Origin of the sequence: Nitrosomonas ureae, from assembly GCF_900206265.1 — a bacterium.
In the GTDB taxonomy this organism is placed as follows: Bacteria; Pseudomonadota; Gammaproteobacteria; order Burkholderiales; family Nitrosomonadaceae; genus Nitrosomonas; species Nitrosomonas ureae_C.
Genome location: NZ_LT907782.1, coordinates 671,243 through 687,046, shown reverse-complemented (window position 1 = coordinate 687,046; position 15,804 = coordinate 671,243). Strand labels below are relative to the sequence as shown.

At 45.1% G+C, this 15,804-nt stretch carries 14 protein-coding genes and 1 tRNA gene; 4 read left to right on the top strand and 11 right to left on the bottom strand.

Features of this window, described 5'->3' with window-relative positions; all coding sequences use genetic code 11:
• Positions 1-19: 19 nt before the first annotated feature.
• The 3 genes from CPG39_RS03020 to CPG39_RS03010 form a co-directional block, all read right to left on the bottom strand.
• Positions 20-95 (bottom strand) — tRNA-Lys (locus CPG39_RS03020).
• A gap of 302 nt (positions 96-397) precedes the next feature.
• Positions 398-2,620 carry a Tex family protein gene (locus CPG39_RS03015; protein WP_096291972.1) on the bottom strand — a complete coding sequence of 741 codons (2,223 nt, stop codon included), beginning with the start codon at positions 2,618-2,620 and terminating at the stop codon, positions 398-400.
• A 133-nt stretch (positions 2,621-2,753) separates the two neighbouring features.
• Positions 2,754-3,086: a DUF2007 domain-containing protein gene (locus CPG39_RS03010; RefSeq protein ID WP_096291971.1), complete on the bottom strand. Its 333-nt coding sequence runs from the start codon at positions 3,084-3,086 to the stop codon at positions 2,754-2,756.
• 97 nt (positions 3,087-3,183) lie between these two features.
• Here CPG39_RS03010 and CPG39_RS03005 point away from each other — a divergent pair, with 97 nt between their 5' ends.
• A complete protein-coding gene (locus CPG39_RS03005; protein WP_231990375.1) occupies positions 3,184-4,020 on the top strand; it encodes a recombination-associated protein RdgC in 837 nt (278 codons plus the stop codon).
• A gap of 68 nt (positions 4,021-4,088) precedes the next feature.
• Here the strand turns inward: CPG39_RS03005 and CPG39_RS03000 are convergent, their stop codons facing one another.
• From CPG39_RS03000 to CPG39_RS02970, 7 genes are all read right to left on the bottom strand, one after another.
• Positions 4,089-4,775 (bottom strand): DUF6781 family protein, encoded by a 687-nt coding sequence (locus tag CPG39_RS03000; RefSeq protein WP_096291969.1) that lies wholly within the window; start codon positions 4,773-4,775, stop codon positions 4,089-4,091.
• Positions 4,776-4,818: 43 nt separating this feature from the next.
• Positions 4,819-6,135: a serine--tRNA ligase gene (serS, locus tag CPG39_RS02995; protein WP_096291968.1), complete on the bottom strand. Its 1,317-nt coding sequence runs from the start codon at positions 6,133-6,135 to the stop codon at positions 4,819-4,821.
• A 35-nt stretch (positions 6,136-6,170) separates the two neighbouring features.
• Positions 6,171-7,505 (bottom strand): replication-associated recombination protein A, encoded by a 1,335-nt coding sequence (locus CPG39_RS02990; protein WP_197702895.1) that lies wholly within the window; start codon positions 7,503-7,505, stop codon positions 6,171-6,173.
• The gene (gene lolA, locus CPG39_RS02985) at positions 7,483-8,106 is read right to left on the bottom strand and encodes an outer membrane lipoprotein chaperone LolA (protein WP_096291967.1); all 624 of its coding nucleotides are present in this window, start codon (positions 8,104-8,106) and stop codon (positions 7,483-7,485) included. Before lolA ends, CPG39_RS02990 begins: the two co-directional genes overlap by 23 nt.
• 56 nt (positions 8,107-8,162) lie before the next feature.
• Positions 8,163-10,463 carry a DNA translocase FtsK gene (locus CPG39_RS02980; protein ID WP_096291966.1) on the bottom strand — a complete coding sequence of 767 codons (2,301 nt, stop codon included), beginning with the start codon at positions 10,461-10,463 and terminating at the stop codon, positions 8,163-8,165.
• A gap of 167 nt (positions 10,464-10,630) precedes the next feature.
• The gene (locus tag CPG39_RS14645) at positions 10,631-11,227 is read right to left on the bottom strand and encodes a GGDEF domain-containing protein (RefSeq protein WP_231990374.1); all 597 of its coding nucleotides are present in this window, start codon (positions 11,225-11,227) and stop codon (positions 10,631-10,633) included.
• Between the two features lie 558 nt (positions 11,228-11,785).
• Complete coding sequence (locus CPG39_RS02970) at positions 11,786-12,202, bottom strand: RDD family protein (RefSeq protein ID WP_096291964.1); 417 nt, start codon at positions 12,200-12,202, stop codon at positions 11,786-11,788.
• Positions 12,203-12,514: 312 nt separating this feature from the next.
• Between CPG39_RS02970 and CPG39_RS02965 the strand changes: the two genes are divergently transcribed.
• From CPG39_RS02965 to CPG39_RS02955, 3 genes are read left to right on the top strand one after another with little or no spacing between them, the layout of a single operon-like run.
• Positions 12,515-13,228 carry an energy transducer TonB gene (locus CPG39_RS02965; RefSeq protein ID WP_096291963.1) on the top strand — a complete coding sequence of 238 codons (714 nt, stop codon included), beginning with the start codon at positions 12,515-12,517 and terminating at the stop codon, positions 13,226-13,228.
• A gap of 3 nt (positions 13,229-13,231) precedes the next feature.
• On the top strand, positions 13,232-13,993 hold the full coding sequence (locus CPG39_RS02960) for a MotA/TolQ/ExbB proton channel family protein (protein ID WP_096291962.1): 762 nt from the start codon (positions 13,232-13,234) through the stop codon (positions 13,991-13,993).
• Positions 13,993-14,412, top strand: coding sequence for an ExbD/TolR family protein (locus CPG39_RS02955; RefSeq protein WP_096291961.1), 420 nt, complete (start codon positions 13,993-13,995; stop codon positions 14,410-14,412). The genes CPG39_RS02960 and CPG39_RS02955 overlap by 1 nt, the downstream gene beginning before the upstream one ends.
• Here CPG39_RS02955 and CPG39_RS02950 read toward each other — a convergent pair.
• Positions 14,390-15,793, bottom strand: coding sequence for a sensor histidine kinase (locus CPG39_RS02950; RefSeq protein WP_096291960.1), 1,404 nt, complete (start codon positions 15,791-15,793; stop codon positions 14,390-14,392). The two genes, CPG39_RS02955 and CPG39_RS02950, sit on opposite strands and share 23 nt — an antisense overlap.
• Positions 15,794-15,804: the final 11 nt, after the last annotated feature.

Here is a 15,804-nt window from a genome sequence, read left to right as displayed (position 1 = left end):
GCTAACCCCTTATTCTATTTGGTAGGCCGTGCGCGATTCGAACGCGCGACCAACGGATTAAAAGTCCGCTGCTCTACCGGCTGAGCTAACGACCCAAAGCGCGGTATTATATCCGATTCGACAGCTAATATAAATGGCTTTATCAAGGGGAGTGCAGATTTGGTAACTGCTGATATCGCTTACTATTTGATATTTCTATGAATTAAATTTTTTACCCCGGCTTCCCAGGGCTTTGTTACAAGAATCTATATCAGATTCTCAGATTCGTAATCAAAGTTTAAAATTTTTCCCATGAGGAAGCGTTTTCCAATAATTTTGCTTTGTGCGCCCTTCACTTATCCACGTGGCAAGACCGCGGGGAATCGCAAGTTCAACAGGCATTAAAGTGATAATTCCTTTAGGATATTTTTTTGTTATCAGCAAGTTGCATTGTTAGCGCAATTCGCTTACGTTTTTCATCAATATCTAATACCTTGACTGTGACTACTTGACCCACCTTAACGATTGCATGTGGGTTTTTGACAAACTTATCTGATAGTGCCGAGATATGCACTAAACCATCCTGATGCACACCGATATCAACAAATGCACCGAATGCGGCAACATTGGTGATAACGCCTTCGAGTATCATATCGGAGCGTAAGTCTTTTATAGTTTCAATGCCTTCCTTAAAAGCGGCGGTTCTGAAGGTGGAGCGAGGATCGCGACCGGGCTTTTCGAGTTCTTTCAGAATGTCTTTGACGGTCAACAAACCAAATTGCGCATTGGCGTATTGTTCCGGGCGGATAGCTTTTAAAACTGCTTGATTGCCGATCAATTCTGAGATGTTCAGTTTTGTGTCATTCAGTATTTGCTCAACTAGCGGATACGATTCCGGGTGAACAGCGGAAGCATCAAGTGGATGGGCACCGTTGGGAATACGTAGGAATCCGGCGGCTTGCTCGAAGGTTTTCTCACCCAGGCTCGGGACTTTCATCAGATCGATGCGTTTAGCGAACATGCCATGGGTGTTGCGGTATGCGATGATGTTGTGCGCGATTTTGCTGCTGAGCCCGGCGACATAACGCAGCAATGCCGCAGATGCGGTGTTGACATCAACACCGACGGCATTGACGCTGTCTTCCACCACAGCATCGAGCGATTGCGCCAATTGGCTTTGATTTATGTCATGTTGGTACTGGCCTACACCGATCGATTTCGGGTCGATCTTGACCAACTCGGCCAGGGGATCCTGTAACCGCCGTGCGATCGAAACCGCACCGCGCAGAGATACATCCAATTGCGGTAATTCTTCCGACGCCAGTGCGGAAGCGGAATACACTGACGCACCCGCTTCTGACACCATAATCGATGTGAGTTTAAGTTGCGGATATTGTTTAATCAGATTCTTAGCCAACAAGTCGGTTTCGCGTGATGCAGTACCGTTGCCGATCGCAATCAGCGTGGCACGATGGCATTCCGCCAGTTGTTTCAAAATCGCCAGCGCACCGTTCCAATCGTTTTTTGGTGCATGCGGATAAATCGTCGCGGTGTCGAGTACTTTACCGGTAATGTCAACAACAGCCACTTTGACACCAGTGCGCAATCCCGGATCGAGTCCGATGGTGACGCACGCACCAGCGGGGGGTGCAAGCAACAAGGCTTTGAGGTTCTGTGCGAATACCTGGATCGCTTCAGTTTCGGCATGTTCTCGCAGGTTACCCATTAATTCCGTTTCTAGATGCGTGAAAATTTTGTTGTGCCATGCTTGGTGCACAGTATCGATCAACCAGCTATCTGCCGCGCGCTTCTGGTCATGGATATTGAATTGGCGCGCGATCCGCTGTTCGCATGGATTGGGTGCTAAAATCCGATTCTTTTCTTCCAATTCAGAATTCAGCAGTAGTTTTAGTTTCAGAATGCCTTCGCGTTCTCCGCGTAGCAGCGCCAACGCACGATGCGAAGGGATTTTGCCGATAGCTTCGCAATAGTCGTGATAATCGGTGAATTTAGTGTCGCTGTCTTTTTTGTCCTTGGCAACCTTGGCGGTCAAAACACTGTGCACGTGCAGGTAATCGCGTAACATTTGCAGCAGCGGGGCATGTTCGGAAAAACGTTCGATCAGAATATGCTGTGCACCCACCAATGCTTGGCTGGTATCGGCCACTCCTGGATTGTCGCCTTCGTCAGTAGTAAATGGTGTCTTCAGGTATTTCGCCGCTTCAATGAGCGGGTCGATCCTCGGGTCGTCCAATAAAGTATCTGCCAGTGGCTGTAAGCCCGCTTCGATGGCAATTTGTGCTTTGGTGCGGCGTTTTTTGCGGTACGGCAGATACAAATCCTCCAAATGCGCTTTGTTTTCTGCATGTGCGATCACATCGAGCAATTCCGGCGTCATTTTATCTTGCTTTTCAATGGCTGCAATGATTGCTGTGCGCCGTTTCTCCAGCTCGCGCAGGCTATGCAATCGCTCTGCCAACAATCGCAACTGTGCATCGTCCAACCCGCCGGTCGCTTCCTTGCGGTAACGTGCGATAAACGGTATCGTAGCGCCATCATCGAGCAATTGAATCGTAGCATGGATTTGTGAGGGTTTTGCTGCAAGTGCGGTGGCAAGGCGGTGTTCGATGGGGGGTAACATAAGATTTCTTTGGGTGAGTGAAGTATTGAAGAAAGATGGTAAATCAATTTACCGTGCAATCATAATTGATCAATCGCAGATTGGAGTGATAACAGAGATTTTTTCTCTCATTACGAAATTTTAGTTTCAGGTTTCAGATATGATCGCGATATACTGCAACTTCCAATCCGCTTCCACACTTCCAGCACAGTTGAAAATTCGCCGGATTTTCTTCATGGCATGAGGGGCAGTGCACATTGCCGGTTGTAACCGGGGTGTTTTCGTAGGTTTCAATGACACGTTTGGCGCGCTCATGGTCATCGTCGCGGGTGATCCATATTTCAGGATACGCGTGCGTAAAAGGGATTTCCCCGGTTACGCCTTGCGCGTGCTGGTTAAAAATTTGCGCCGGAATGTAGGCGTGTTCGAGCAGATCCAGTACTATCTGGGCTTCCATCAAAGTGTTGGCGGAATATATTTTCTTCATACTATATAAATTTAATACAAATCAAACAGTTAATATAGAATAAATTATGTGGTTCAGAAATTTACAAGTCTATCGTATCACCAGCGGAAATATAACATTGAATAGCCTCGAAGAGGCGTTGTCCAATCATGCGTTGCAGCCATGTCTGCAAATGGAGATGCAAAGCCGTGGTTGGATGACACCGCGCGAGGAACCGCAAAATTTTGTCCATGCCTATGGTCAGCAGTGGCTGATTGCTTTGGGTGTGGAGAAGAAGTTGCTACCGGCCGGTGTGATCAATCAGCAGGCTAAAGGCCGTTTAGCGAAAATGGAGCAGATGCAAGGCTTCAAGCCAAGTAAGAAACAAATCAGGGATATCAAGGAAGCTACAATTATTGAGTTGATGCCACGCGCTTTTACGCAGCGGCACAAAACGTATGCCTGGATCGATGCGGTCAAGAATCGTTTGATTATCGATACGGCAAGTACTCAGAAAGCCGATGAACTGGTTGAGGTGTTGGTTAAATCGATGCACGGCCTGACGTTGGCACCATTGGAAACTCAGACTTCTCCTTCCTCAGCGATGACGCGTTGGTTGTCCGGTACTGATTTGCCCTCTATATTCAGTATCGATAGGGATTGCGAGTTGCAAGGCATGAATGATGAGAAAGCGACCGTCAAATATACTCATCATGTGCTGGAAGCCGAAGAGACCGCGCGTCATATCCGGGCGGGGAAGAAAGTGATTAAACTGGCAATGACGTGGGATAGTAAAATTTCATTTGTGCTGCATGATAATTTACAACTGCGACGGATCGTACCACAGGATATTGTGAAAGAATCGACAGAGGATGCTGAGGAATTGTTTGTCAGTGATTTCGCCATTATGACCGGTGAGTTAAGTCAACTTATTACCGAAATGGTTGATGCACTAGGTGGTGAGGATTTAAGCTAGGCTTCGCTGGTTATGCAGATTCTGTGCATGACCAGCAATCATCTCATTTATCGAATTTTATAATAGCTTTATTTGGATTTGTCCTTGATTCCAGAGAGGACACCTTGAGTAATTTTACTCACAAATTCAGCTGTTTTTTGCGCGAGAGTGGCACCGGTTTCCAGCTGGGATTGCCCGACTGCTGCGATCTGCTGTGCAAAAATGGCCAAGGTTTCTTTTAATTGCGAACCTACCGTGGTTCCATTATTTTTTGCATGCTGGCTTAAATCCAACAGAATCTCTGCAATCACGCCTTGCGCTGCTGTGCCGGTACGATGAAGCGTATCAAGAAATAAACTTTCCAGACCTTCCAGATCAGAGCGAGTGCGTTGTAACTCGGTGTCAGAGAATTTCCTGGCTTGGCTTGTTACTTCTTGAACGGCAAGTTTGGAAGCTTCAGCAAATCCAGCGAGCGCCGAATCAAGCCCTGCAACCGCTTCGGTAATCTGTGATTTTGCTGCGTGCGCTTGATTAGTTGCATGTTGCAATTGGTGTGCCGCGCCGTCGTGCACGCCATCCATCACCGCAGTGATGATTCGCTGCAGGGATTCCAGATCAATATGTTTTGCATTCATGGCTTCCAGGGTAAGCCGGTGTACGGTTTCTTGAATATGCGTGCCGCTGGCAATCGCTTCACGAACCTCTGCTTCGAGTGTTTTAAGCTTACTATCGTTGTCAGATGTGTTGTCGAACTGACCGGTATGTTCATTTTGCATGATGGTGCTTCCTATAAAGAAGAATGAATGGTTGTATTCAGTTTTATTTTGCGCTGCTACGCCCGAGTTGGTCAAGGCCGTTCATATAGGAGCGTAAAACTTCCGGTATGGTGATGCTGCCATCCGCATTTTGGTAGTTTTCCAGCACCGCTACCAGCGTGCGTCCAACGGCCAATCCAGAGCCATTTAATGTGTGTAGCAACATCGGCTTGCCATTTTCATTACGAAAGCGTGCTTGCATGCGGCGGGCCTGGAACGCTTCACAATTGCTGCAGGAGGAAATCTCCCGATAGGTGTTTTGTGCTGGCAGCCAAACCTCAATATCATAAGTTTTGGCCGCCGAAAAGCCCATATCTCCGGTGCACAAAGCCATGACCCGGTAGGGTAGCATCAACTTCTGTAAAATTTTTTCCGCATGACCGACCAGTTGCTCCAGGGCATCGTAGGATTGATCCGGGTGAACGATATGTACCAGCTCCACTTTATCAAATTGATGCTGACGAATCAGGCCGCGCGTATCACGGCCATAGCTGCCGGCTTCCGAACGAAAACAGGGTGTATGCGATACATATTTGAGGGGTAATGATTGCAGCGGCACGATCTCATCGCGCACCATGTTGGTAATCGGTACTTCAGCAGTAGGAATGAGATGATATTCAGATATACTTCCTACAGAGGATGATTCTGCGTCACCGGTAGTGATAGCAAATAAATCTTGTGCGAATTTGGGGAGTTGCCCCGTACCGCGCAGACTGTTCCGGTTGACCAGATAGGGTACATATGTTTCCGTGTATCCATGTTCCAGCGTATGCGTATCCAGCATAAATTGTGCCAGTGCCCGATGCAAACGGGCGAGTCCGCCTTTCATCAAGCTAAAGCGTGCGCCACTGAGCTTGGCGGCGGTTTCAAAATCCAGTAACCCGAGGCCCTCGCCGATGCTGACATGGTCTTTGATGGCAAAATCAAATTGCCGCGGTTCGCCCCAGTGGCGAATTTGCACATTGCCCGTCTCGTCCTTGCCATCAGGGACGCTGATATGCGGCAGGTTAGGCACCTCGAGCAGTATTTTCTGCAAATTATATTGAATTTGCTCAAGCTGATCTTCCGCAAGTTTCAATGCATCACCTAGATGTGTCACTTCAGTCATAATTGCCGAAATGTCTTCACCTTTGCTTTTGGCCTGACCGATTCTCTTTGAAGTTGTATTACGCTGTGCCTGCAATTCCTGTGTCTGGGTTTGTATAATTTTGCGTTCTGCTTCCAAGGTATTGAATGTTTCGACCGGAAAAATGTAGCCTCTTTTGGCGAGCTGTCGGATAACATTATCCAGATCAGTACGTAGTTGTTGAATTTCTAACATGCAAGACCTCCCAAATAACCGGTATTAATTAAATTCTATAGCTTATTCTTTGCTTGTTTATCCAAGTTTCGCAAGTAAGCTAATTTTTCTTGAATTTTTTGTTCGAGTCCGTAAGCAGTCGGTTCATAAAAGCTCACTTCAGACATTTCATCCGGAAAGTAACTTTGACCTGCGGCATATGCTTCGGGGCAATCATGTGCATAAATATATGCGTTTCCATAACCAATATCTTGCATCAGTTTTGTGGGGGCATTACGCAGTTGTATCGGAACACGGCGCGATTTATCCTGGGCAACCAGAGAACGGGCTTTCTTGTAAGCCAGGTAGGCGGCATTACTTTTCGCTGCGCATGCCAAATACAAGGTGGCTTGTGCCAGCGCCAATTCACCTTCGGGCGTCCCTAGTCGTTCGTAAGTCTCACACGCATCCAATGTCAAACGCAAAGCACGCGGATCAGCCAAGCCGATGTCTTCAACGGCCATGCGGATCAATCTGCGTCCGATATACAGGGCATCGGCGCCGCCGTCCAGCATGCGGCACAACCAATAGAGCGCTGCATCGGGCGAAGATCCACGGACGGATTTATGCAATGCGGATATCTGATCATAAAACTCATCGCCACCTTTATCAAAGCTGCGCATATTACGTGATAGCGTGTTAAGGACGATATCTTTGCTGATTTGCGTGATTGATTCGGTTTTAGCTGCAGTGTGAATTTGCTCCAGCAGATTCAGTAAACGTCTGGCGTCGCCATCAGCGAATTCGATTAGCAGCTTCCTTGATTCATCGGAAAATTGTAAATTATCCGGCATCTGGTTTTGGGCGTGTTCAAGTAAACAGGATAGCTCGTGTTCGGATAAGGCGGTGAGGATATATACTTGAATGCGTGATAACAGCGCATTGTTAATTTCAAAGGATGGATTTTCCGTAGTCGCGCCGATGAAAGTGATCAAGCCTTGTTCTATATGCGGTAAGAAAGCGTCTTGCTGTGATTTGTTAAAGCGATGTACCTCATCGACAAAAAGAATGGTGTGTCGACCGGTTTTTTGCAAGACTGATCGAGCTTCTTCGATCGCATTGCGAATATCTTTGATGCCAGATAGAACGGCGGATAACGATATGAATTCACAATTGAATTCAGTGGACATGAGACGCGCCAAGGAAGTTTTTCCGGTTCCTGGCGGACCCCATAAAATCATGGAATGTGGTTTACCCGATTCAAATGCTAAGCGTAACGGTTTTCCAGCGCCGAGTAGATGGTTTTGTCCTATGACGTCGCTGAGTTGTTTGGGACGTAGCAGTTCCGCTAGTGGTGCTTGCGGTGCGTTGGCCGAGAAAAGACCTGGATCATTCAGTGATGACGTCTGCATTGTCCGGAGGGATGAATTTAAATAAATCGGCGGGTAGAGTAGGGTTTTTATCCAGCTCGGAGAATGACAATAATGTCGTTTGCCCAAAATTATCCCGCAATGCCATGATCTTGAGCGCGCCCTCTGGTGAGAATCCCATCTGGATGAATTCAAAAGCGCTCTCCTTACTTTTGGGAATTGCTTCGAGCCATTCCATCTCATTTTGCATGCCTAATTCAACCAGTTCGAAATTATCTTCAATCGTACTACTACCGGCGAGTAATGCGGCTGGACTGCTGCCGATAGCGATGCTGAATTGGCGTATCGTTACTTGATTGAGGTCATGATCATAAAACCAGACTTGCGTTCCATTGCCAACAATCAGTTGCTCATATGGCTTCTCGTAAGTCCAGCGAAATTTTTCCGGACGCTCGAATTGCATGGTGCCTGTTGATTCTTGAATGGCACGGGAATTTTTATCGTACAGTGTTTGTGAGAATTTTGCGCGGACTGTGCGGGTTTCCTGGATGAAAGTTTTCAGACTGTTAATAGCGGTTGCTTCAGCCAAAACGGGTATCAGGGTGAGTAGCAAGAAGAAAATGGAACAGTTCAAACGCACCATAGGTTCCTTTAATGAAATGGGTGTGTAGTACCAACTACAATTAGTTGAGTGGTGGGTTATTCGTTACGTGCCGGAGCTAACACTTCCCGATTACCGTTACTTTGCATCGATGAGACCAAACCGGCCCGTTCCATATCTTCAACTAGCCGGGCTGCGCGATTATAGCCGATGCGCAAATTTCTTTGTACGAGAGAGATAGAGGCACGGCGGGTTTTAATTACGATGGCAACTGCTTCATCATAGAGCGGATCTGCTTCTCCCTCGGATGATTTTTTAAATTCTAGTGAATTACCGGTATCGCCTTCTTCATCGTCAACTCTGAGAATCTCTTCGATATAGTTAGGTTCACCATGTTCTTTGAGGTATTCAACCACTTTGTGTACCTCATGATCGGCGACAAAAGCTCCATGAACACGCTGCGGATAGCCGCTGCCGGGCGGTAAGTACAGCATGTCACCCTGACCCAGTAAGGCTTCTGCTCCCATCTGATCGAGAATGGTGCGTGAATCAATCTTGCTCGAAACCTGAAAAGCAATTCGTGTAGGAATGTTTGCTTTGATCAAACCGGTTATCACATCGACGGAGGGGCGTTGGGTTGCCAATAGCAAATGGATGCCTGATGCTCGTGCTTTTTGTGCAAGTCGGGCAATTAATTGTTCAACTTTCTTACCGGCGACCATCATTAAATCGGCTAACTCATCAATTACTACGACAATGAGCGGCAATTCTTCCAGGTATTCCGGTTCTTCTCCAGGCAGTGCCAGCGGGTTAATTACGGGCGTTTCATTTTTACTGGCTTCTTGTATTTTCTGATTATAACCACCGAGATTGCGTACACCTAATGCAGACATCAGCTTATAACGACGCTCCATTTCGGCGACACACCAGCGTAATGCACTAGCCGCTTCCCGCATATCGGTGACAACCGGTGTCAGCAAATGCGGAATACCTTCATACACCGATAATTCCAGCATTTTGGGATCAATCAGGATCAAGCGGGTTTGATCCGGTGCGGTTTTATATATAAGGCTCAGGATAACGGCATTGATCGCCACTGATTTGCCTGATCCAGTGGTTCCAGCTACCAGTGCGTGAGGCATTTTAGCAAGATCCGATACCATCGGGCGACCACTGATATCTTTGCCCAATGCAATAGTCAACGGCGAAGAGGAATCAGCATAGACTTGTGAACTGAGAATCTCCTGGAGTCGAACAATCTGGCGTTTTGGGTTGGGAATTTCCAGTCCCATGGTGGTTTTCCCCGGAATAGTTTCGACTACCCGGATACTGGCAACTGATAGTGCGCGCGCCAGATCCTTAACCAGATTAATGACTTGATTACCCTTGACCCCAATGGCAGGCTCAATTTCATAGCGCGTGATAACTGGCCCGGGGAAGGCGGCAACAACTTTGACATCAACACCAAATTCTTTAAGCTTTCGTTCGATTAGGCGAGAAGTGAATTCCAGAACCTCCTTGGATAATACTTCAAAATCTTTATCCGGTTCATCCAGGAGATGCAGGGGAGGCAGCGGTGAGTCAGGTAAATCTGAAAATAATGAAGATTGCTTCTCTTTGACAATGCGTTGAGATTTAGCAATATTCGTCGTGGGTGGCTCGATATGCAGAATTGGATTGCTTTCAATACGTTTTTTTTCGTTCTCAACGACTCTTTCCCGGACGTGAGAGGCAATGATGCCTGCAAATTTATCCTGCTTTGTTTCCCATGTATTTTTGAGGAGTAATAATAGATTTTCAACACTCTCGCCAAGCATTTCTACGAATCGGACCCAGGATAAGCCTGTAAATTGACTAAATCCGACAGCGATGAGTATCAGTAATGTCAGCGTTGCGCCCGTAAATCCCAGTATTTGCGAGAGATAATGACTGATTGTGTTGCCTAGCATCCCACCCGGCAGTAAGGGCAACGAAATACTGAGAGAGTAAAATCTGAGCGATTCCAGGCCGCTGCTTGCTGCTAGCAACAATAAAAAACCACCAAGAGAAAGTAACAGGGAATGCCGATCAAAAATACCGACAGTATCTATTCGACGATAACTCCATGCAATTGCAGACAGAAAGAAAGCAATCCACCACCATGCGGATGCGCCAAATAGATATAGCAATAAGTCAGCTAGCCATGCGCCGACGTGTCCTCCTGCATTATTGATTTGATTAAAATCGCCACTGTGCGACCAACCTGCATCGCTACGGTCGTAACTAAAAAATATTAATATCAGATAGAGTGCAGCGCCCATCAACATCAATAGCCCCGATTCACGCAATAACCGGGCTACTCTGGGTGGAAAAGAATGGCCGCTTGATTTTTTGGCCATTGGCTTGTTCAATAAATTCATGGGTATCTCAGAAACGTAGGGTTTTGCCTGATGGATACCCTGAATTATATAAGAGAACTTGAGATAATTTCTTCAATGCATCAATAAATGCATTTTTTCTGCAGTAAAAAAAGAATTGATTTGAGTGTGCAGGAGATATTTTACTTGTTTTGAGTTAGAAAATGGGGTCAATCGTATCTTGAACGAGACAAGATGGCAGCGACAGGGGGTTTTTCTTTATTGGCAACTGCAGGCAAAGTGGAAACCTGATGTCCTCCATTCTGCTTTGAGATAAAGAGGGCGTCTTCCGCGCGCTTGCATAGATTAATTTTGTTATCCGCTTGTTCTAGCGTCGCGATACCGATACTTATCATGATCTTGTTTTCAGCGTTTTTATCGATGATGGAGGAGATTTTCTTGCGGATGGCTTCACATACTTTTTTAGCTTCAATCAAATCTGTTTCAGAAAATATAATAGCAAACACATTAATATCAATGCGGTAAAAGAAATCGGTTATTCTGATGTTGGTTTTGATTTCTTGGGAAACTTTCTTGATAGAATTGCTTTTGCTTTTATAATCGTAATTGTCAGTAAATAACTTTAAAAGATCAATATCGATAATCGCTAAGGATAAACTGCGACTATATCGCTTGCTGCGCAGAATTTCTGTATCCAGTTCGGTTTCAAAAGCTTGGCGGTTTTTGTATCCTGTAACAGGATCAATCAATATTTGGTTCATTAGCGTTGTAATGTCCAGATTTGCTTTTTTGATTTTAATTACCATGTATGCGGAACAAATGATCAACAACAAAGTTATTCCTCGATTAAACAATACAATGTTTAATGGTGCAACCATGTATGATGACAGAAAGAATCCCGCGATGGTTAGAATGAATCCAAGCGCGGCAATCAGATAGGTAAATTGAACTCCGCTTACCCACAGACTGGCAAATATTACCAGTGCAAAAGGAACGCCAGCCGCAACGCCTAAGGGGAGGCTTAAGTCAGTGATAAAAATAGCGATTGTTGCAGCTAAGATAACAACGCAGTTAGCTTGAATGGAACATTCTTTCAGATAGAGTTTAAAACAGGTAATGGTTGATAAAATTTGGCTACGCATTTGTTTTTTTAAATGTTCGCTAATCTAGAAGTAAAGTTGTGATATCAACGGATTATTAAAACCAACCTTTAAATACTAGTTATTATCATATAGAGAAAACTATAACAAGGCGTTTAGTATACACTTTTTATGCTGTGTCTAAAAATGTGCATGTAAATCCCTATAAAAAGATCAAGGTAATAGACGGATTATCGTAACAGGGTTAGTCGATTCCAAGTGAACCTAACTTATCAACAAAATGATTCGGGTTCCTGCGATACGGTCATGGAGAAATTGGTGATCGCGATCAAGCAATGCCCAGATGATTCCAAACCCAAAAAGAAAGATCCCGGTTATTGCAAGCAAGTAACGAATAATAGCTTGTTTTTTTGTTAGGCCGCTGCCATTCGCTGTCACGATGCGCATCTTCCAGGTTTGCATGGCTAATGTTTGCCCGCCATGTGTCCAAAACCAGGTGAAGTAATACCCCATGACTAAGAGTAGATAAAATTGAAATAGTGGGCGAAAATAAACCGCTTGTGTATCTCTGAAAATAAGATGAAAAATGAATCCCGCAAATAACAAAACGGCTAGTAGAAGAAGAAATTCATAAATCAGACAAATAATGCGACGCCAGAAGCCGGGTGTGGAGTAAGTCATGTGTTTGAATTAAATTAAATATGATCGCATTATCTGTTAGTTAGCGAAGTGTGTTTTTATTAATGATAAAGCCTCCTATATTATTTTGACAAATTATCCTGATGTTAAGCTTCAATCCGGCGATTGATAACTATTATCGTTTGCGTTATCATATAAAAATGTGAAGCTTTATTTTCTAACCAATGGCACTTAGGTCACGGAAACAGATTGTCGATGTAATAGTTACATACGAATTTGTCGAGTAAATGCATTAGCTGGTGGTATTTTCGGGTCAATAATAAGTAAGAATTTTTCTGGATTTGTTATTCTGTAATGCAATCATTATCTTGGAAAAATAGTGAATATTTTTCGCAGCAACAACGTCTTATTTCATTGCCGGGATTGTTGTTCGTACTGGTTGTGCACGCTGCTTTATTTTATTTTTTATGGAATCAGCGCTTAATTCCAGCTCCTGATCAGGTAGTTACTTTGTTCGCTGAGCTGATTGCTCCCTCAATATCACGCGCTGCCCCTGAAGCATTGCCGGAGCCTGTGCCTGTAAAACTTCAGCCAGCCAAAAAACCTGCTGTCAAACCCAAACAAGAACGTCTTGTAGCGAAAGCTCCCGCAATTCCTAAGCAGGAGCATATCGAATCTGCTCCGGAACCATCACCTGCAACAGAGCTGGTTCTCGATCAAACCGGAGAATCCAGATCTTTGTCGGATTCTGCGCCAGCGCAAATGCCGACCGGACCTGTAACATTAACTTCGGAATTATCCGTTTCGTGTCCAAAATTATCTCCGCCAACGTATCCTGCCATCTCCCGGCGCATGGGTGAGGAAGGTAAATTGGTATTGCGTGTAGAGCTGGATGAGAGTGGGCGTATTGATGAGGCAAAAATTCTTAATAGCAGTGGTTATGAGCGTCTTGATACTGCAGCATTGACTGCGGTAAAAAGCTGGCACTGTAATCCGTCACTGCGTAATGGCCAACCGGTTCGGGCGGTAGCCTTACAACCTTTTAATTTTGTATTGCAAGGAAATTAATTCATGGAACAAGGACTTGGCTTTTCCCATTTTCTCAATCAAATTGATGGGGTGGGTATTGGCGTGTTGGTATTACTGTTGTCACTATCAATTGCAAGCTGGTATTTAATTATTACAAAAAGCATTGCAAATCTAATTGCTAAACGGCGTGTCGAAGCTTTTTTAAAACATTTCTGGAGCTATGATTCGCTCCAAACAGCTCGCATCGAATTAAAAAATGCGGTGCCGGATAATGCATTCTCAGAGCTTGCTAAAATGAGCATTGATGCGACGAGTGACTCCAAAATACGCAACATACATAAGTCTTTGACCGCCGAAGGGACGAATGAATTTCTGACACGTACCTTACGCAACGGTATCGATCAGGAAGCTACGCGAGTTGAGAATGGACTAACGCTAATCGCTACCGCAGGCTCGGCAGCGCCTTATATTGGTTTGTTTGGAACAGTATGGGGTATTTACCATGCATTGATACAAATTGGCCTCTCGGGGCAAGGTACTTTAGACAAGGTTGCCGGTCCTGTGGGTGAAGCATTAATCATGACGGCGCTGGGGTTGGCGGTAGCCATTCCGGCGGTACTGGCCTACAACGCTTTTGTGCGCCGTAACCGTATCTGGCTTGCGCGCCTGGAAGCTTTTGCTCATGATCTATTCGTATTGATAACGGCTGGAGATAACACTGATGCATCCATCTCTTCTTCCGCGCAATCGCGGCATGAAATAGATGCAAATTCGATTGATATTGTTATGGACAGGGGGCAATAATGGCGTTCGGAAGTATACAGGATAGCAGTCGCCAGACGCCTATGTCAGAAATTAATGTTGTTCCGCTGGTGGATGTGATGTTGGTTTTGTTGATTATTTTTATTATTACAGCCCCGCTTCTGACACATTCAGTCAAGATTGATCTGCCAAAAGCGGAAAATGTTCCCAATATTACACAAACCGAACATATTGAGTTGGCTATACGTGCGGATGGTAGTCTGTTCTGGAATGGCGAGCCTGAGCAGTTGGAGCAGCTGGCACCGCGTTTCACTGCAAAAATAACCCAGGAACCTGAAACTGAGTTACATCTTCGCGCGGATAAATTGGCACATTATGAACATGTTGCACGGGTAATGAGCATCGCAGCCAAAGCGGGCATGACAAGAATCGGCTTTATTACAGATCCTTCGGAAAAATAAGGGTGAAACTTGTCGGATTTCTGCGATGAATGGTTAACTCTGCGTTAATTTGTTCACTAAGCAATTGAACGAGTTGTAGACCCAGTGTGGATGTATCTCCCATATCAAAATCCTCTGCTATGCCAATTCCATTATCGCTAATACGCATCAACAACTTGTTTGCGCTATGATGCTTTAAGCTAATTCGAATTGTTCCCGAATGATTCCCTGGGAAAGCATACTTCATTGCATTTGTACATAATTCGTTTAGCAGCAGACCCAAAGGTATACTGATATTAATGGGAATAAGAATTTCATCAGTATCGATTTTAGTTTTTATCCTGGAAGCCTCCGGAGTGTAGGAAACTAAAAGATTATTCACCAATGAGTGGATAAATGCGGAAAAATCAACTTGGGAGAAATCTTGCGATTGATACAGGATTTGATGAATGAGAGCCATCGATTTGACCCTGTTCTGACTTTCTGTTAAGACCTTGATTGCCGCAGTATCATCATGCAGAGTTTCAGATTGCATACCTAAAAGACTGTCGATAATTTGCAGGTTGTTTTTAACTCTGTGATGAATCTCCGATAATAATAAATCTTTTTCTTTCAGAGCCGCTATAAGCTGTTCTTCTTGTTGTTTGCGTGCGGTGATATCGATAACCGAAGCCAGAACTATAATTCCTTCTGTCGTTTGGATTGGATTTAAGCCCACTTCAACCGGGAACTCTTTGCCGTTCTTGTGTACACCATGAAGGTCTCGCCCATGCCCCATAGCGCGTTTACTAGGGTTTTTTAGAAAATTCTTTCTCAATGCCGGGTGGTGCGAATGGTGTGATGCCGGTATGAGCATTTCTATCGGTTGTCCTATCATGTCTTGACGCAGATAACCGAACAATTCCTCAGTTGTGGAATTGACCAACAAAATTTTCCCATTATGATCGGTCATGACCATACCATTTGGCGCTGCTTCCACGGCCAGGTTAATCATTTTCTCAGCTTGTCTGCGCTCACTTATGTCAATGATGACAGCCAGTACAAACGTCCCATCGTGCTTGGTTTCAACTGGATTAAGGCCAACTTCGACCGGAAATTCCTTTCCATTTTTGTGCAAACCATAGAGGTCCCTGCCATGGCCCATCGGGCGAGACTTTGATTCCTTCACATAAGTAAGCCGCAGCTCTGGATGGTGTGCGCGAAATCGCCCCGGTAGCAGCATTTCAATTGGCTGCCCGATAAGTTCTTGCCGAGAATAACCGAAAAGTTTTTCCGAAGCTGAATTTACCAAGACTATTTTACCTTCACCGTTGACCATCACCATCCCATTAGGGGAGGCTTCCACAGCAAGGTGTACCATTTCCTCGGGGTTGCTGAAATTTCTAAATCGATTAGAAGACATAACTGGATTTG